Below are 15,615 nucleotides of genomic sequence, written 5' to 3'. Positions count from 1 at the left end.
GTGGATGGATAAAAAAGAAAAGAAAAGGGTAAAAGATGGAGATATAGTTCTTCCAGGGGATTATCTTGGGGTTATCGAGGAGTTTCTTCCTGGTGAGGGTATAATAGAGGAGAATGGAGAGCTGTATGCGGCAAGAGCTGGAAGGGTAAGGATAAACCCCGAGAAGATTGAAATATCCGTGGAGCCATTAACAGATACTCCACCTCTTCCACAGGTTGGAGATGTTGTAATAGCGAGGGTTATAGAAGTTAAACCCCAAGCCGCCATAGTTCAGCTGCTTAGAATTGAGGGTAGAAAGGGGTACAGGGAGATAGCAACCTCAAAACTTGCTGGAATACATATCTCCCAAGTCAGAGATGGATACGTGGAATCAATGAGCAGCGAATTCAAAATTGGGGACATTGTTAGGGCAAAGGTATTAACGAATGAAAAGAGCCCTATACAGCTCACCACAAAGGCTCCTGATTTGGGAGTAGTTTATGCCCTCTGTTCTTCATGCAGAACTCCTCTAGTGAGGAGGGGAAACGTGCTCATATGTCCAAAATGCGGGAGAACAGAGACAAGAAAGCTTTCAACATACTATAGAAAGCTGAAGCTGGAGTAAGGTGTAGAAAATGAAAGCCAAGAAGGTTATGGTTATTCACGTTAAAGATGACATTGAAAAGGAGGAGCTTATGAAAGAGCTTCAAAAGCTTGAGCTTCCTGCCTTTATTTACGTTCATGGCAAATTAAACTCCCTTAAAATAAACATCCAAGGAACCAAGGACGAGATAAGAGAAGCCATGCAGAAGGTCAGGGACATTCATCAGAGGGTACGCTCTCGCTTGTATCCAGACAGGAGGGGGTTTTACCAATACAATATTGATGATATCTTCAGAGAAGCTGGAACTAGTGTTTCGGTTCCTATTCTTTTAAAGACCCTTGAGCTTCTTGGGGAAAAGGCTGAGCTTAGGGACAATAGACTTATAAGCTCCCTTCCGTGGAATGAGATTGTAGAACTAACTAAAAAACTCGGGGAAGCATTAAGCGAGGTAGCTTTACAGACCACAAGGCAAATAAGGGAAGTTGTGTTGCCCATAGCTATAGCTTTTGAACTTGAGCCAGAGGATGTTTTGGACATAGCCCTTGAAGTGGGAGTTGCGGAGTATAAGGAGGATAAATTTAAATATGAACTCATCAAGAATAAGGAGCAAGCCCTGGAGATAATGCTGAAAAAACTAACAGGTGAGGAAAATGAAGATTGAAGTCATAAAGCGTGAAGAGAACCTGCTCGAATTTTATCTTGTGGGGGAAGATCACACATTTGCAAACTTACTCAATGAAGTGCTTCATGAAAACAAACACGTCACATTTGCCGCATACACCATAGAGCACCCAGTTCTCATGGCAAGAAAGCCGAGGTTCAGAGTTGCCACCGATGGAAAAATAACCCCCGAAAAGGCTTTAGAAGAAGCTGCCCAGAAGATCTTTGATAGGGCAAAAGAGGTCCTTGAGGCTTGGGAGAAGGCAATAAAGGAGTAACCTCCTTTTTTAATTTTGAGAGGGTGAAGAATGGAGTATTCCATGGACTTTAACGATAAGAATCTCTCAAAGTTTGGGGATTCGCTTGTTAATTTTATCTTTTCTCTCGCCTTAAGTGAGTACCTCGGCTATCCCAGCGCTGGGAGAGTGCCCAATGCATCACTGAGCATTGCCCTTGAGAAGGCTAAGCTCTTAAGCTATGTCCCGCCAAGAACAGACAAACACGGAAGAGGCGATATTGCCGAGGCAATTTTAGCCTACGCTTGGCTTGAGAGGAAAATAACCATAGAAGAAGCTGTATCAATTCTCAAGCGGAATTTTACTTCAGATGTTCTCCACCCTTCTAGAAAGAAAGAAGTGATTGGCAATGCTTTTGGAGAGCTTTTAAAGATAATAAAAGAAAGACTGGAGCTTTAAATGCTGGTGAGGATTTCTATCAATCCCCTCTTTGAGGGAAGCTTTGCGAAAGTGTCAGGATCTTTGACTTTGAGCAACAACGGTACATCGCCAAAAAGTTTTAATGTCTTTCCAAAGGGTATCTTTCCTTCCCCTGGCATTAAGTGGAGATCCCCGACACCGTATGCCAGAGCATCTTCTGGCTCTACCTGTGGGAAGAGCTTTCCGAAGTTATCGTGAATCATAAGGATTATCGTCTTATCTGTACCGAGTTTTACATCCTCTAAAAATCTGCTTTCGTCTCCTTGAGCACTTAAAAAAGCATGCCCTAAATCAAGGGCAAAACCCACATTTTTTCTATTAACGCTTTCAACAACATAGAGAGTGTCTTTAACACTGTAGGTGTTTTCGAGGGCAATTTTAATTCCAAAGTTCTCCGCCATCTCAGCCAGCTGTTGGAGGGCTTCTATCTCTAGATCGAGCCTTCCAGTGCGGCCGCTTTGCATGACCACTATTTTTGAGCCGAGCTTTATTGCTACATCCATTATTGCTTTGGCTACCTTGAAATGTCTGGTGTAGTATACGCTGTCCCTCAAATTCACTGAGGTGGGCATTCTAATTGTGTAGTTTATCCCAACTCCCCTTAGAGCATTTTCTATTGAGCGCAAGTTCTTTTCTATTACCTGTCCGTTTTTTATTAAGCCAAGTGTATGGGGGAATATCTGGACAAAATCATAATCTTTAATCTTCAGCTCTGCTAAAACTGAGGGCAGACCCTTCCCTTTGTTCACAAAATGGGGATAAACACTTACTCCTATCTCCATGTCTTACACCTTTTTCTGCTTTTGCTAGAGATTATGGAAACACCAAATTTAAAAGTTTCCAAAGCCATTTCACTTTAGGTGATTCTGATGGAGAGAGAAATATGGAAGTATCTCAGCTTCATCCTCACGCTCCTTCTAGCGTTAGCAACGGTTGCCGGAGTTCTTCTTTATACTCAAAACACTGAACTGCAGAGAGCTCTTCAAGAGAAGAATTTTACGGTGGTTTACAACGAAACGGTAAAGGAGGTAGAGAGCAACGCCACGTTAGCACTTCAAGCAAAAATAGAAGAGCTTCAGAGAGAGATTGAATATCTCAAAAGCCAGATGAGAGGAAATGTGAGCGAAGAAACCAATGTAACCGTGGCAATACTTCCCATAGTGGGTCCAATTGATGAAACCACCGCTTTGGATGTAATTTCCAAAATAAGAGAGATAAGAAAGGATGACAATATCAAGGGAGTTGTTCTGTGGGTTGAAAGTCCCGGAGGCTATGTAGGGCCAGTCATAACTATTTACAAAGAGCTGAAAAAACTATCGTATGAAAAACCAATAGTTGCTTATACCGGAGGTATGGCTGCTTCAGGAGGTTATTTCCTCGCATGTGCCGCTGATAAAATAATAGCCGATCCCCTTGCCGAGGTTGGAAGCATTGGCGTTCTTTACGTCCATTATAACCTGGAGCAAAACTACGCTCAAAACGGCATCAAGGTGAACGTGTTCAAGACGGGTAAATACAAAGACATGGGTGCGGAGTGGAGAGACCTCACAGATGAGGAAAGAGAGATAATAAAGAGGACAATAGATACATACTTTGAGTATTTCCTCCAAGTTGTTAGCGAGGGAAGAAAGCTTGACATGAACACGACGAAGAAATACGGTGATGGAAGGGTTTGGTTTGCAAGCGATGTTAAGGGCACTCTGATTGACGACACCGGTGACCTGGACTATGCGATAAAAATCCTTGAAGACATTATCGGCGTGAAGAGTGCAAATGTTGTGCTTTATGATGCCCAAAAGACAGACTTTGGTATCTATGAGAGCTCTTCACTCTATATGCCTCCCAATTACATCGCCTCCTATATACGGAGGTGATGCGGATGCAGTGTGAAGAGCACCTCGAGGTGTTTGAGAACGGCTTTGAAGACGGAAAATTTAACCTGAGAATTGAATATTATGGGGGAGATGCGAGAAAAGTTCTGCTGTCTATCATCTATGAGCTTTATCAGCCTATATATGGCAGCGAATACGTATATCCCTTTGAATGTGCCAAGGAGTTTTGGGGAATCTTTATGGATTACAGTGAAGTTGTTCCAGAAGAGCTTAGATTGAGCAAGCCCAAGTTCATTAACCAGGCTTTGATTGATAGGGCGGAGAGTCTACTAAAGGAGATAGAGGCTCCAGAGGATGTGAAAGGCCTTATTGACATCAAGAGTGCAGAGATATACAAGCTAAAGGATGGGCTTTTGATCGTTGGGAAAAATTTCTTGCTTGATGAAGCTAGAAAAACCCTGTTTGTATTTAACAAACCACAGGCTAAGGATTTGATCCTCAAATACCTTAGGAGATGATTGTATGAAGACTGAGCACATCGTCTGGATTGCCGTCTCTCTTATAATTCTTTTCATTGTATGGAAAACCGTGGAACCTCTTATTACCCCGATAATCTTTGCCTTAACGGTCGCATACATTCTTCATCCCCTCCATGAAAGGCTTGCAAAGAAGCTTGATACAAAAAAGTCTGCCATATTGCTATCGGCTTTGATGACCTTGCTGTTGATTGGGTTTATATTTGGCATAGTGCTATGGTTTAGGGATGTGACCAGATCGTTGGTAATCTACATAAACGAAGCACTCAACTGGTTTTTGTCCTTAAACCTTCCCCCAGATATAGGACAATCGGCTGCGATTTTGATTGAAAGGGTTTCGGAGAAGATGAGCGAATACCTTCTCAACTATACCTTATCCATACCCAAGTTACTTCTTCAAGCTGTTGTGTTCATAGCAGTCTTTTATGGAATACTCGTCCACTCCAGGGCTTTGTCTGAAGAGCTTTACGCATTACTGCCCGAGGAAAGGAGAGATTTGGGTGTGGAGCTAATAGAAAAGGGAAAAGAAACGTTAAATGCTATTTTGAGGACCTGGCTTATGCTGAGCATCTTTAAAGGCTTTCTGCTAACCTTGGGCTTTTATGTCTTTGGAGTGACGAACCTTAGTGGGGCAATCGCAGCTGGAATATTCTGTATTATCCTTGAGCTCCTACCCGTTATTGGAGGCTGGATAGTGTGGATAGCTGGGGCAATATATCTATTTACTCAAGGGAATATCTTTGCAGCGGTCATGCTCTCGGTATATGGTGTAGCTTTAATATCTCCTGGCCCTGATATTACAATTAGGCCAAAACTTGTTGCAAAAGGTGCAAAAATAAATCCTGCCCTTGCGCTGGTGGGGATATTTGGTGGAATAATGGGCTTTGGGATAAAAGGGCTGATAATTGGGCCGGTAGCTCTGGGCTTGCTTTCAACACTGCTAGAAGAGTGGAAAGAACAAAAACGGGAAGGCTAAATATTAAAGCTCTTTACTTGCTTTTCCGCTATTTCTCCCACTATTGGGAACTTGTAGTATTCGCCTTGGTAGGCTTTTACCATGCCGAGTATCCACAGTATAAGCCCAATCAATGTTACCAGTGAGCCCAGTATCCAGCCAAAAAACGGAATGGCTCCAAATATTATGTCAATTACTGTTATCGCAAGGAACGTAATTGTTGACTGCATTGCATGAAATCTCACAAAATCGCTCTCCTTTTCAAGCAGGAGAAAGAGTATCCCCGTCAGCCATCCAAGAAGATATGCAAGAGCCCCTTCCACATTTTCATCAAGTCCAAGTGATGTTTTCTTTTCTTCTTCCATTTCATGTCCTCCTTTGAAATTATTCCAGTAATATTTTGTATTTTGTCCTTAAATACTTTGCTTTTTTATATGTAATAATAGCACCCTTAAGAGAGCATACTAGAACCATTTCTCTTTGATGTTCAAACTTTTTTGGAGTTTTAGACGATACTGTTAGGATAACTGGGGCATCACCTCCTGAAGCCATTCAGTAACATCACCAGGCGGATCACCAAAACTAGAATGAATTCTGACAAAATTATACCAGAAGGCAAACAGAAAAACAAACCTATGAACCCTCCTCCAGTCTTTACCCCTGAAATTATTCCAGAAACGCTTCGTCCTCTCCTTCAACGTCCTAAACCAGCGCTCAACACTGTTCCTCGGCCCGAAAGTCACATGCAGATAACCCAACCTCAAACTCTTAAAAGCAGACTTATACCAGCTCGCCCTGTCAACCAGAAAGACAGGCTGCCCTTCACACGACTTTAAAACAACCAGAATGAAATCCCTGGCAACCCACCAGTTTCTAACAGTCGTAATCCAGACTGCTAAAACTTCCTTGCTCTCAACGTCAATTGCAGCCCAGAGGTATCTTTTCTTCCCGTTGATTTTTATTACTGTTTCGTCAACTGCGATGAAGTTTCGCTGTTTTTTGACTGCGAGGATTTTTGGCTTGTAAACTGCTTCTGCGAGTTTTTGGACTGCCTCCCAGACTGTTACGTGACTGATTTTGAGTATTCTGGCGGTTTGCCGGTAACTGAGGCCTCGCAGGTATAATTCTACTCCCCTGATTTTCTTTTCTGGTGGGATTTTGTTGCGACGAAAGGGTTTTAAGGCTGAAACCACCCAGTAAATAATGGTTTCAGACTTCATGTTCCCCCTTCTTTTTCTAAAGTACTGCCAGTAACTTAAACCTGACACCCCACAGCTTATCCTAACAGTATCTTTTAGACCCACCAAATCTTTTTAAGGCAGTCTATATATCTCATAAACGAAATTAGGTTTACCTAATGGTGATGCTCATGTATGTGCGGTTAACTCAGATGCGTGAGGGAGAGAAAGGTATTGTGGTTGACATCCAAGGGGGGCATAGGGCTAGGCAGAGGCTCTTGGGGATGGGAATAGCCCCCGGAACAAAGATTTTTGTGGTCAAATCAGGCAACCCGGGGCCTTATATAATCGCTATTGGGAATACCCGCATAGCTCTGGGAAAAGGTGTGGCAGAGAAGATCATAGTTAGGAGGGAGCTTTGATGAGCTCTTGTTGCAGTGTTGAAAAAGTTCCCGAAGAAAGGAAACATGGTCTAAAAGTCGTTGCATTAGCGGGCAATCCAAATGTAGGGAAAACTACGATCTTCAATGCCCTAACTGGTCTTAGACAGCATGTGGGGAACTGGCCCGGAGTAACGGTTGAAAAGAAAGAAGGGATAATGAAATACCGCGAAAAGGAATTTTTGGTAGTGGATCTCCCGGGGACGTATTCTCTTACCGCAAATTCTATAGATGAGCTAATTGCGAGAAATTTTATTCTCAGTGGGAATGCGGATGTTATTGTGGATATAGTTGATGCCTCTTGTCTTATGAGGAACCTCTTTTTGACGATGGAGATATTCGAGATGGGAGTCAAAAACGTTGTCATTGCCTTAAATAAGATCGACATCGCAAGAAAAAGGGGAGTTCGCTTTGATGTTAAGAAAATGGAAAAGGTTCTTGGGGTTCCGGTAGTTCCAACAAATGCCAAAGAAGGCGAGGGGCTGGAAGAATTAAAAAGAACAATAGCCAACATGGCTGAGGGGAGAATAACTACAAGTCCCATAATCCCCGTATACGAGGAACCGATAGAAAGAGAGATAGAGCACATCTCCAACCTTTTGAGAGAAACTCCATTGGAGGAGATGTACAACGTCAGATGGCTGGCAATAAAGCTCCTCACCAGAGACCAAGAGGTAATAAAGCTCGTTTTGAACTATCTCGGCCCGGGAAAAATGGATGAAATACTTAAGCATATAAGCGAGCTGGAGGTTTACTATAAACGCTCCCTTGACATCGTAATAGCAAATCAAAAGTACGAGTTTATAGATCGGCTTATGCATCAATTCGTCACTCACTTTGGAGAAGTCAAAGAAACTTTCAGCGACCAGATAGATAGAATTCTCACTCATCCAGTTTACGGACTCTTGGGGCTTTTGGGGGTATTCTACGTTCTGTTCAAGTTTGTGTTCACAATAGGCACTCCCATGCAGGAGTTCCTGGACAATGCTTTTGCATCATTCGGTGAATTTGTTGCGCCATTTATAGGTAATGAAACCGCGAGGGGTCTTATTGTTGATGGGATCATAGGCGGTGTTGGCTCAGTGTTAAGCTTTTTCCCATTGGTTTTCTTGCTGTTTATTGCAATGTCAATTCTTGAAGACAGCGGGTATATGGCTAGAGCGGCTGTCGTCATGGAAAGGATAATGAGAAAGTTTGGTCTTCCAGGAAAGAGCTTTATCCCGATGGTTTTGGCATTTGGATGCAACGTTCCAGCTATAATGGCAACAAGAACGTTAGAAGATGAAAGGGACAGAATATTAACCATGCTGATAAATCCACTCGTGCCCTGCAGTGCAAGGATGGTCGTTATAACTTTCCTAGCCGGGGCATTCTTTAGCGACCATAAAGCCCTTGTAGCAGTGGGTATATATGCAATTTCCCTCTTTCTCGCTTTACTTTCGGCTCTAATCCTTGGAAAATTTGTTGTTAAAGGAGAGGAGAGCCCGTTCGTAATAGAACTTCCCGAGTATTCTCTTCCGTCATGGAAAGTCGCGGTAGTGCATTCATGGGAGAGAAGCAAGGAATTTCTAAGGAAAGCTGGTACAGTAATTCTACTTGGCTCTGTGGCAATATGGTATCTAAGCACTTATCCTGAACCCATAGGTAGCGGCTTGAGTTATGCAGAAAAGCTTGGAAAAGTTTTTGAGCCTTTTACACTGCTCATGGGTCTTGACTGGAAAGCTGCGGTAAGTTTGATCTTTGGGATAATAGCCAAGGAGAACGTTATTGCAACATATGGCATAATATATGGCATAGGAGAAAGCGAAGAGGCTCTCATATCGCTGATGCAGAGTGCTATGACTCCCCTACAGGCATTTGTCTTAGCCTTGGTAACCACTTTATATATTCCTTGTATAGCAACAATAGGGGCAATAAGAGTCGAAGGAGGGAATAAGTGGGCTTTGGTAGCCTCTCTCTACAACCTTTTGCTTGCGAGCTTAGTTGGCATACTCGTTTACAACATTGGTCTCTTGCTTGGGTTTTGATGGGTGAAGCAGATGGGGAAACTCGATGATGTGCTGGAATTGATAAAGAATGGAGTAAGAACATCCAAGGAAATAGCTGAGAGGTTAGATCTTACGGTTGATGAGGTTGAAGGAATCATAAAAATCCTAGAAAGCCTGGGCTACGTGGAAAAAGTCGAGATGGGCTCTTCGTGCCAGAGTTGTCCCCTAAAGAAAATTTGTCCAGGTAGTTGTGTCGTGTTTAAAGGTAGCCTCTATGAGCTCAAGAAAGATGACAAGAAGAATACATAGGCTGAAAAGCTGTTCATTGAGGGAATATTTAATCCACGTAAAATATTTAAGGCGATAGCCTAATGTATTATTGGTGATACTATGAAAGCGGTTATTCTTGCTGGTGGTTTTGGAACAAGATTAAGGCCACTCTCTTCAACTAGACCAAAGCCCATGATCCCGGTTCTTGGCAAGCCAAATCTCCAGTACATACTCGAAAACTTGGAGAAGATAAAGGAGATCGACGAGGTTATCCTTTCAGTACACTACATGAGAGGAGAGATTAGGGAATTTATAGAGGACAAGATGAGCGATTATCCAAAAGATATTAGGTTTGTCAATGATCCAATGCCCTTAGAAACAGGAGGAGCCCTTAAGAACATTGAAGAGTTTGTAGGTGAGGAGTTCCTAGTTATTTACGGAGACGTCTTTACTAACTTCAACTTTGAGGAGCTCATAAAAGCACACAGAGAAAACGAGGGGCTTGTAACGGTAGCACTTACAAAGGTCTATGACCCAGAGAAATACGGTGTCGTCGTTACAGACGAAGAAGGAAAGATAATTGATTTTGAAGAAAAGCCTCTAAAGCCTAAGAGCAACGTAGTAGATGCGGGAATTTACATGGTTAACAAAGAAGTCCTGAAAGAGATACCCAAAGGAAAAGAGGTCTACTTTGAGAGGGAAGTTCTTCCAAGGCTCGTGAGTCAGGGCCAGGTTTATGGCCACATGATGCCGAGAGAGAACTACTGGGTCGACTTGGGAACTCCAGAAGATTTCTTCTATGCTCACCAAGTTGCGCTAGATGAGATAGCTAAAAACAATGGCTATTATACAGTAAAAGAAGGAGCTGAAGTGCCAGAGGACGTTGAGATACAAGGTCCGGTATACATTGACAGAGGTGTCAAAATAGGACATGGAGTCAAAATCAAGGCCTACACTTACATAGGGCCAAATACTATTATAGAGGACAAGGCATACCTCAAGAGGTCAATACTCCTGGGACACGATATAATAAGGGAGAGAAGTGAGCTGAAGGACTCAATTCTTGGAGAAGGTGTTGTAGTTGGCAAAAACGTCATCCTAAAAGAGAACGCAGTAATCGGAGACTACGCAAGAATTCATGACAATCTCGTAATATATGGTGCGAAAGTACTCCCATGGAAGAAAGTTGAAGAGTACGAGGCGTATCTAAAGATAAAGCTTGATCCGACTAAAGTAAGGCCAGAACTTACCCCAGAAAGATGCCCTCTGGGACTGCCGGAGTGTATATACTCAAAGTTCAAGGCAATAGCAACAGAAAAGCCACCATGCGATGAGTGTATAGAAAACCAATGGCTCTTCTGACCCTTTATTCTTTATTTAATGCAGTCTTGGGTTGTACTCGAAGATTATCTTTCCATCTTTGAAGACCCTCACTATCCCACTCTCTGAGACCGTTATTGCTATCGCTTTAGTAACTTTTGAAATTCCCGCTGCTGCCAGGTGTCTACTCCCTAATCCGGAGGGAATGTTCACACTTACTTTCTTAAAATCAATATCTAAATACCTTCCTGCGCATAATACTCTACCCGACTTGCTTATAACAAAAGCTCCATCTAAAAAGGCAAATTCCTTTATGATTTCTTTACTCCCCTTATCAAAAATGTTTATCTTGTATCCCTTAAAGGGATTTGGCACCATCTGATGGGAATGTTTGATAACGTTTTGTGTATCTCCTATTACGAATATTGTCCCTATTGGCTTTCCTTCTCTGCCCTCAAGGCTAAGCTCTATGGCAAGCTCAAGAACTTCCTGGAAAATGTGTTCAATTTGAGAGAAAAACTCATCTTCGACCTCTACTGCTTTTTTAGCTTTTCTAATGCCCAACGTGGATGGGGTCACGTATATGAACGTTTCTCCCTCTTTGATTATTCCCTCAGCTATCATAAAGCTCGAAGCTAAATTTACAAGATTTTTGGTTCCCATTGAGAGGGGAAGGGGAAGGGTTTTAAGGTTATGTTGTTTGCTTGTTTCTCTCCCCACTAGAAGGATTGGTATGTTCACTTTGAGGGGCTTTTTTAGTTCTATGCCAATGACAACTAAGGCTTTAATGTCCAAGAGCCCTGTGAGCTCCAGGGCTTTTTTGAGAAGAACCTCTGCGTAGTCATTTCCCTTCATCTTCACACCTGAGTGTAAATATGGGCAACTTAACCTTATAAACATTGTTTCGAAAAGCTATGCATCCGTTATGAAATTCACACAAAGTATTTTAAGTACCTAAACGTAAAAGTACTCAAAACGGTGAAGAGCTATGAGAATTGTGGTTGCCATTACTGGGGCGAGTGGAGTTATTTATGGGATTCGATTAATTGAGGTTCTAAAAGAGTTGGGGCATGAGGTCGTTAGCGTTGCCTCAGAGACGGCTTTGAAGGTTATAAAATATGAAGTGGGAGTTGACTTTAAGCCTGATTTCAGAGAGAATGATCTCTTTGCACCAATAGCCTCTGGCTCTTATGGGTTTGATGCCCTTGTTGTGGCTCCGTGTTCAATGAAAACGCTGAGTGCTATAGCTAATGGGTATGCTGATAACCTCATTACGAGGGCTGCAGACGTTGCTCTAAAAGAACGAAGGAAGGTAGTATTGCTGATAAGAGAGACCCCTTTAAACTTGGTGCATATCCAAAACATGTTGAAGGTTACCCAAGCAGGAGCTATTGTTATGCCAGCATCTCCAGGTTATTACCATAAGCCTAAAAATTTAGACGACATCGTTAATTTTATAATTGGAAAAATTCTAGATATTCTCAGCATACCCCATAATTTGTACAGGCGATGGGGTGAGTAGGATGATATATCTTGACGACCTGGACAGGGCGATTTTAAAGATTCTTAAGGAAGATGCGCGGATAACAATTTCTGAGATTAGTGAGAAGTTGGGTAAGCCTGAATCTACCATACATTTCAGAATAAAGAAGCTTATCGAGAAGGGAATTGTGGAAAAATACACGATAGTTCTGGGAGAAGTTGCAAGGCCTAAGGAAGTTGCTTTTGTAGTAATAGGTATAGAAAAACCAGTTATAGAAGAGTTCCTAGGCAGATACCTCGAGTATGTATCAAAAAACTTGGCAAATCTTCCCAATGTCCTCTTGGTAGCAAAAACTGAGGATGAGAGGATAGTGGCTCTCGTTGGAGCAGAAACAAAAAAGGAGTTGAATGAGTTCATTGAGGAAAATATAAAAAGCATACCGAGCGTACGGGAGATTGTAGTTTATCCAATAGAGGAGTTCAAGAAGGGAGAGGAAATTAAGGGATTGCTTCTGGGGATTTAGGATGGAAGTTGAAGTGAAATTCAAAGTCCTCTTCGATGAAATAAAGGAGAAGATAGAGAGACTAGGGGCTGAACTGGTTAGAGAAGAAGTTCAGGAGGATCTCTACTTTGATATTCCTCTCCCCAACCTTCTTCGCATTAGGCGTATTGTAAATACAGGTGAAGTAATCTTGGGATACAAGGAGATCAAAGACCAGAGAAATGAGGAGTTTGATGAAATAGAGGTAGAAGTGAAGGATTTTGACAAAACTAGGGAGATTTTAAAGCGTTTAGGATTTAAAGAGGATATATGGGTTAAGAAACACCGGCATGTGTACAGGCTTGGCAACGTTACTTTTGAGCTAAACCGGGTCGAGGGGCTCGGGGATTTTCTGGATATAGAAGTCATAAGCGATAATGTGGAAGATGCTAAAAGGGAGATATGGAAAGTTGCGAGGGGACTTGGACTAAAAGAGGAAGATGTCGAGCCAAGGCTTTACCAGGAGCTTATAAAAGAAAAAGGATCTACCTAGCGGTGGCAACTATTTTTATGATGTCGTTGAACTGAAGCTCGTAGTCTTCTCCCACCCTTCTGTGGGTTTTGGCGTTAATGGCATAAAGGAAGGTCCTTCCCAAATCGGTGTGCACCTTAAACGCAAGGTCTCTCGGCGTTGAGCCCTTCTTCATTAAGAACACATGCGGCAGAACGTTTCCAAATTGATCTGTTAGCTTGTGCTCATCCTCCACGGGATAAACTGGAATTAGCTGAAGGAGCTCAAAAACTGCTCTGTTTATCACATCTTGAACTCCGGTAGATCCGAATCTGTTGAGCACCTTTTCCCTAATTAGCTCCAATCCGTGCTTTTGCTTTTCGTTCAAAGTCTTTAAGACCTTGAAATCCCTCGATCCTGGGATGTAGTCAATGTAGCCTGCTTTAGCGGCTTTTCTGAGTGTTAGCTCGGCAGCGGCTGATGTCGGCACTACGATGTATCCCCTTTTCTCACCTTCTCTTATTAATCGCTTTATCTGCTCATCATCGGCAGCGTCGGCTTTGTTTGCGGCTATGATTATGGGCTTGTTTATCTTCCTGAGCTCTCGCACAAAGTTAAACAACTCCTCATCGCTCCATTTTGTTGGATCATCGCTTAAATTTACCCTGTGCATAGCATCGAGTACGTCATCTTCGCTAACCCCAATTCCAGTAAGTTGGTCAGCTATTGCCTTAGAAAGCTTTAAACCCTGCATTTTTATTCTCTTGGCAAACTTCTCCCAGTTTTTTCTTAGAATTCCATATATCCAGTAGTCTATTTCTTTCTCCAAAAATTCTATATCCTCGACTGGATCGTGGTAATCAGTTGGTTGTCCTTCGGCATCGGTTTTTCCAGTTGCATCAACCACATGTATTAGAGCGGATGCCATCCTTAAGTCGTCTAAGAACTTGTTCCCCAAACCTCTTCCCTCATGGGCTCCGGGCACTAATCCAGCAACGTCTATCATCTTTATTGGAATTAGGGCAATTCCGTCTTTGTACTGGTAGTTCTGTGGATTTGGAGTGCAGTTGAGCTCTTTGCATGGATGCTCCGCGGTTGCGTAGCTAACTCCTATGTTGGCTTCTATTGTTGTGAAAGGATAATTCGCTATTTGCACATCTACAAGCGTGGCAGCGGCGAAAAATGTGGACTTCCCCACGTTTGGTTTTCCTACAACCCCAATTTCCATGCTATCACCTCAGAGTATTGTGAATTCCCCTTTTTTCATAATGATCTCTCCGTCAACCTCTACACTTGGATACCAAACCAGACAGTCGTAATGGTTCAAGGCTGGAGCATCGTTGTCGTAATTTGCTCCTATAGCTATGTGGATTGTCTTTCTGATCTTCTCATCTTCTAGAAGCTTCCCCGACATCTGGGCTTTGGAGTTAAGACCTATACCGAGTTCCCCAAGATGCCAGGCGTTTTTTGCGTATTCCTCCTTTCCCATTTCAAGCGCCATTTTTTCGGCTTTTCTTATTGCCTCCTCAAGCTTCCTTGCATCTTCTCCTCCTTTAATCTTTGTGACAAAGCCGTTCTCAACATAAACCTTAACCGGCTCTTTTGGAATAATGCTCTCTCCTCCAAGGCTTAAGGTTCCGTCAAAAACAATTACACCCTCACTTTTGCCAACTGCTGGAGAGATAAAAACTTCCCCTGCGGGAAGATTTCCGCCTTTTCCGGGCTTTCTAAAGTCTCCATCATCTTTTAGTGGCCTTCTGCCTTCAATGTTTATCCACAGGTCTGTTCCCTTTTCGCTTGTTATGTGGACCTCTTTCCCTCTTTCCAGAACCTCAGCCAGTATCTCTGCTTCTTCTCTAAGCTTTTCATAATCTATTGGAACACTGCGGAGGTACATTTCCTTAGTTATCCCGGGACTCCAGAAGGCTCTTATCCTTTTGTCTCCCCTCAGCAGTTTCTCAAAAATATGGGTATATTTTTTATTGTCCCTTCCGATATATCCAATATTAATACCGTAAGGATCTTTTCCAAGCTTTTTTTCACTTATGGATACCACAATATCCGGCTCTGATTTTATGGCCTCTATAACGGCTCTCTCTGCATAGTCTAGAGTTCCTTTTGGGCTCTGCACTATTATTGCTGGCTTTGCCTCGAACTCCCTGGCAGCTTCAAAGAGGCTCAGAGATATTTCAAGAGGTTCTCCGGGGTTGGTTATTATTAAAATCTCTTCTTCCTTTTCAACTCCTAAGACCTGCTCCATGACCGTTCTTGATACATCAATTAGCTTCATTTTTTCACCCTCACTCTCTTTTGCTTCTCCCCTTAATTAGACTTATGCTCAAGAAGGGAAAGAGTTATAAAGCAAGTTTCCCGTTATCACTGTGAACTCTATCTTTGATTATTTAGGAGGGAAGAAAAATGGCGGAAAGACCACTCGATGTTATACACAAGTCACTTGATAAGGAAGTTTTGGTGATCCTCAAGAGAGGAGCCGAGTTTAGAGGAAGACTCATCGGTTATGATATCCACCTGAACGTTGTTTTGGCTGATGCCCAGCTTATTGAAGATGGTGAGCCAAAGAAGAATTATGGCAAGATCGTTATTAGAGGGGACAATGTGTTGGCTATCTCCCCGGTTGAGGTAGAATGAGCGAGAGGTGAGG

21 protein-coding genes are annotated in these 15,615 nt (G+C 42.6%); 15 read left to right on the top strand and 6 right to left on the bottom strand.

The genetic code is table 11. From position 1 onward, the window contains the following. The first annotated feature begins 4 nt into the window (after positions 1-4). The 4 genes from ACZ5NL_RS03185 to ACZ5NL_RS03170 are packed head-to-tail and all read left to right on the top strand — an operon-like array spanning position 5 to position 1,938. Positions 5-604, top strand: coding sequence for an exosome complex RNA-binding protein Csl4 (locus ACZ5NL_RS03185; RefSeq protein WP_464842899.1), 600 nt, complete (start codon positions 5-7; stop codon positions 602-604). Positions 605-614: 10 nt separating this feature from the next. Beyond that, positions 615-1,244, top strand: a complete 630-nt coding sequence (locus tag ACZ5NL_RS03180; protein WP_464842897.1) for a DUF2067 family protein — start codon at positions 615-617, stop codon at positions 1,242-1,244. Further along, positions 1,234-1,521 carry a DNA-directed RNA polymerase subunit L gene (locus ACZ5NL_RS03175; RefSeq protein ID WP_252743949.1) on the top strand — a complete coding sequence of 96 codons (288 nt, stop codon included), beginning with the start codon at positions 1,234-1,236 and terminating at the stop codon, positions 1,519-1,521. Before ACZ5NL_RS03180 ends, ACZ5NL_RS03175 begins: the two co-directional genes overlap by 11 nt. A gap of 30 nt (positions 1,522-1,551) precedes the next feature. Next, positions 1,552-1,938, top strand: coding sequence for a ribonuclease III family protein (locus ACZ5NL_RS03170; RefSeq protein ID WP_464842896.1), 387 nt, complete (start codon positions 1,552-1,554; stop codon positions 1,936-1,938). On the opposite strand, the gene ACZ5NL_RS03165 is transcribed toward ACZ5NL_RS03170, so the two are convergent. Then, positions 1,935-2,741 carry a sugar phosphate isomerase/epimerase family protein gene (locus ACZ5NL_RS03165; RefSeq protein WP_464842895.1) on the bottom strand — a complete coding sequence of 269 codons (807 nt, stop codon included), beginning with the start codon at positions 2,739-2,741 and terminating at the stop codon, positions 1,935-1,937. The genes ACZ5NL_RS03170 and ACZ5NL_RS03165 overlap by 4 nt on opposite strands. Positions 2,742-2,828: 87 nt before the next feature. On the opposite strand from ACZ5NL_RS03165, the gene sppA reads away from it, so the two are divergent. From sppA to ACZ5NL_RS03150, 3 genes are read left to right on the top strand one after another with little or no spacing between them, the layout of a single operon-like run. After that, on the top strand, positions 2,829-3,833 hold the full coding sequence (gene sppA / locus ACZ5NL_RS03160; protein ID WP_464842893.1) for a signal peptide peptidase SppA: 1,005 nt from the start codon (positions 2,829-2,831) through the stop codon (positions 3,831-3,833). Positions 3,834-3,838: 5 nt separating this feature from the next. Then, positions 3,839-4,309 carry a PH1570 family protein gene (locus ACZ5NL_RS03155; protein WP_464843298.1) on the top strand — a complete coding sequence of 157 codons (471 nt, stop codon included), beginning with the start codon at positions 3,839-3,841 and terminating at the stop codon, positions 4,307-4,309. A gap of 4 nt (positions 4,310-4,313) precedes the next feature. Further along, positions 4,314-5,303, top strand: a complete 990-nt coding sequence (locus tag ACZ5NL_RS03150; RefSeq protein ID WP_464842892.1) for an AI-2E family transporter — start codon at positions 4,314-4,316, stop codon at positions 5,301-5,303. Here the strand turns inward: ACZ5NL_RS03150 and ACZ5NL_RS03145 are convergent. Together ACZ5NL_RS03145 and ACZ5NL_RS03140 are read right to left on the bottom strand one after the other, a co-directional pair. Next, the gene (locus ACZ5NL_RS03145; RefSeq protein ID WP_087036566.1) at positions 5,300-5,647 is read right to left on the bottom strand and encodes a DUF4870 domain-containing protein; all 348 of its coding nucleotides are present in this window, start codon (positions 5,645-5,647) and stop codon (positions 5,300-5,302) included. The two genes, ACZ5NL_RS03150 and ACZ5NL_RS03145, sit on opposite strands and share 4 nt — an antisense overlap. 153 nt (positions 5,648-5,800) lie before the next feature. Then, positions 5,801-6,502, bottom strand: coding sequence for an IS6-like element ISPfu1 family transposase (locus tag ACZ5NL_RS03140; RefSeq protein ID WP_011011522.1), 702 nt, complete (start codon positions 6,500-6,502; stop codon positions 5,801-5,803). Between the two features lie 137 nt (positions 6,503-6,639). Between ACZ5NL_RS03140 and ACZ5NL_RS03135 the strand changes: the two genes are divergently transcribed. The 4 genes from ACZ5NL_RS03135 (at position 6,640) to ACZ5NL_RS03120 (ending at position 10,520) form a co-directional block, all read left to right on the top strand. Further along, the gene (locus tag ACZ5NL_RS03135; protein WP_143592347.1) at positions 6,640-6,882 is read left to right on the top strand and encodes a FeoA family protein; all 243 of its coding nucleotides are present in this window, start codon (positions 6,640-6,642) and stop codon (positions 6,880-6,882) included. Then, a complete protein-coding gene (feoB, locus tag ACZ5NL_RS03130) occupies positions 6,882-8,927 on the top strand; it encodes a ferrous iron transport protein B (RefSeq protein WP_464842891.1) in 2,046 nt (681 codons plus the stop codon). The genes ACZ5NL_RS03135 and feoB overlap by 1 nt, the downstream gene beginning before the upstream one ends. A 12-nt stretch (positions 8,928-8,939) precedes the next feature. After that, positions 8,940-9,197: a FeoC-like transcriptional regulator gene (locus ACZ5NL_RS03125; protein ID WP_042697911.1), complete on the top strand. Its 258-nt coding sequence runs from the start codon at positions 8,940-8,942 to the stop codon at positions 9,195-9,197. 81 nt (positions 9,198-9,278) lie between these two features. Next, positions 9,279-10,520, top strand: coding sequence for a sugar phosphate nucleotidyltransferase (locus ACZ5NL_RS03120; RefSeq protein WP_464842890.1), 1,242 nt, complete (start codon positions 9,279-9,281; stop codon positions 10,518-10,520). 15 nt (positions 10,521-10,535) lie between these two features. On the opposite strand, the gene ACZ5NL_RS03115 is transcribed toward ACZ5NL_RS03120, so the two are convergent. Then, the gene (locus ACZ5NL_RS03115) at positions 10,536-11,333 is read right to left on the bottom strand and encodes a DNA integrity scanning protein DisA nucleotide-binding domain protein (RefSeq protein ID WP_464842889.1); all 798 of its coding nucleotides are present in this window, start codon (positions 11,331-11,333) and stop codon (positions 10,536-10,538) included. A gap of 133 nt (positions 11,334-11,466) precedes the next feature. On the opposite strand from ACZ5NL_RS03115, the gene ACZ5NL_RS03110 reads away from it, so the two are divergent. From ACZ5NL_RS03110 to cyaB, 3 genes are read left to right on the top strand one after another with little or no spacing between them, the layout of a single operon-like run. Next, positions 11,467-12,000 carry a UbiX family flavin prenyltransferase gene (locus tag ACZ5NL_RS03110; protein ID WP_464842888.1) on the top strand — a complete coding sequence of 178 codons (534 nt, stop codon included), beginning with the start codon at positions 11,467-11,469 and terminating at the stop codon, positions 11,998-12,000. A gap of 1 nt (position 12,001) precedes the next feature. Further along, entirely contained in the window at positions 12,002-12,484 is a 483-nt protein-coding gene (locus tag ACZ5NL_RS03105) for an Lrp/AsnC family transcriptional regulator (protein WP_464842887.1), read from the top strand. A 1-nt stretch (position 12,485) separates the two neighbouring features. Further along, a complete protein-coding gene (cyaB, locus tag ACZ5NL_RS03100) occupies positions 12,486-12,995 on the top strand; it encodes a class IV adenylate cyclase (protein WP_464842886.1) in 510 nt (169 codons plus the stop codon). Here cyaB and ACZ5NL_RS03095 read toward each other — a convergent pair. Together ACZ5NL_RS03095 and ACZ5NL_RS03090 are read right to left on the bottom strand one after the other, a co-directional pair. After that, on the bottom strand, positions 12,988-14,181 hold the full coding sequence (locus ACZ5NL_RS03095; protein ID WP_464842885.1) for a redox-regulated ATPase YchF: 1,194 nt from the start codon (positions 14,179-14,181) through the stop codon (positions 12,988-12,990). The genes cyaB and ACZ5NL_RS03095 overlap by 8 nt on opposite strands. A 9-nt stretch (positions 14,182-14,190) precedes the next feature. Then, on the bottom strand, positions 14,191-15,243 hold the full coding sequence (locus tag ACZ5NL_RS03090; RefSeq protein WP_464842884.1) for an aminopeptidase: 1,053 nt from the start codon (positions 15,241-15,243) through the stop codon (positions 14,191-14,193). A gap of 128 nt (positions 15,244-15,371) precedes the next feature. Between ACZ5NL_RS03090 and ACZ5NL_RS03085 the strand changes: the two genes are divergently transcribed. Further along, the gene (locus tag ACZ5NL_RS03085) at positions 15,372-15,602 is read left to right on the top strand and encodes an LSm family protein (protein ID WP_464842883.1); all 231 of its coding nucleotides are present in this window, start codon (positions 15,372-15,374) and stop codon (positions 15,600-15,602) included. The last annotated feature ends 13 nt before the right edge of the window (positions 15,603-15,615 follow it).

It is taken from the genome of Thermococcus aegaeus (assembly GCF_055393685.1).
The sequence above is the reverse complement of the archived record's forward strand: the minus strand, read 5'-3'. Positions and strand labels throughout refer to the sequence as shown.

Coding starts and splice junctions, on each gene's coding strand:
- ACZ5NL_RS03185 (WP_464842899.1), top strand. CDS start 5: ATGGATAAAAAAGAAAAGAAAAGGGTAAAAGATGGAGATATAGTTCTT.
- ACZ5NL_RS03180 (WP_464842897.1), top strand. CDS start 615: ATGAAAGCCAAGAAGGTTATGGTTATTCACGTTAAAGATGACATTGAA.
- ACZ5NL_RS03175 (WP_252743949.1), top strand. CDS start 1,234: ATGAAGATTGAAGTCATAAAGCGTGAAGAGAACCTGCTCGAATTTTAT.
- ACZ5NL_RS03170 (WP_464842896.1), top strand. CDS start 1,552: ATGGAGTATTCCATGGACTTTAACGATAAGAATCTCTCAAAGTTTGGG.
- ACZ5NL_RS03165 (WP_464842895.1), bottom strand. CDS start 2,741: ATGGAGATAGGAGTAAGTGTTTATCCCCATTTTGTGAACAAAGGGAAG.
- sppA (WP_464842893.1), top strand. CDS start 2,829: ATGGAGAGAGAAATATGGAAGTATCTCAGCTTCATCCTCACGCTCCTT.
- ACZ5NL_RS03155 (WP_464843298.1), top strand. CDS start 3,839: ATGCAGTGTGAAGAGCACCTCGAGGTGTTTGAGAACGGCTTTGAAGAC.
- ACZ5NL_RS03150 (WP_464842892.1), top strand. CDS start 4,314: ATGAAGACTGAGCACATCGTCTGGATTGCCGTCTCTCTTATAATTCTT.
- ACZ5NL_RS03145 (WP_087036566.1), bottom strand. CDS start 5,647: ATGGAAGAAGAAAAGAAAACATCACTTGGACTTGATGAAAATGTGGAA.
- ACZ5NL_RS03140 (WP_011011522.1), bottom strand. CDS start 6,502: ATGAAGTCTGAAACCATTATTTACTGGGTGGTTTCAGCCTTAAAACCC.
- ACZ5NL_RS03135 (WP_143592347.1), top strand. CDS start 6,640: ATGGTGATGCTCATGTATGTGCGGTTAACTCAGATGCGTGAGGGAGAG.
- feoB (WP_464842891.1), top strand. CDS start 6,882: ATGAGCTCTTGTTGCAGTGTTGAAAAAGTTCCCGAAGAAAGGAAACAT.
- ACZ5NL_RS03125 (WP_042697911.1), top strand. CDS start 8,940: ATGGGGAAACTCGATGATGTGCTGGAATTGATAAAGAATGGAGTAAGA.
- ACZ5NL_RS03120 (WP_464842890.1), top strand. CDS start 9,279: ATGAAAGCGGTTATTCTTGCTGGTGGTTTTGGAACAAGATTAAGGCCA.
- ACZ5NL_RS03115 (WP_464842889.1), bottom strand. CDS start 11,333: ATGAAGGGAAATGACTACGCAGAGGTTCTTCTCAAAAAAGCCCTGGAG.
- ACZ5NL_RS03110 (WP_464842888.1), top strand. CDS start 11,467: ATGAGAATTGTGGTTGCCATTACTGGGGCGAGTGGAGTTATTTATGGG.
- ACZ5NL_RS03105 (WP_464842887.1), top strand. CDS start 12,002: ATGATATATCTTGACGACCTGGACAGGGCGATTTTAAAGATTCTTAAG.
- cyaB (WP_464842886.1), top strand. CDS start 12,486: ATGGAAGTTGAAGTGAAATTCAAAGTCCTCTTCGATGAAATAAAGGAG.
- ACZ5NL_RS03095 (WP_464842885.1), bottom strand. CDS start 14,181: ATGGAAATTGGGGTTGTAGGAAAACCAAACGTGGGGAAGTCCACATTT.
- ACZ5NL_RS03090 (WP_464842884.1), bottom strand. CDS start 15,243: ATGAAGCTAATTGATGTATCAAGAACGGTCATGGAGCAGGTCTTAGGA.
- ACZ5NL_RS03085 (WP_464842883.1), top strand. CDS start 15,372: ATGGCGGAAAGACCACTCGATGTTATACACAAGTCACTTGATAAGGAA.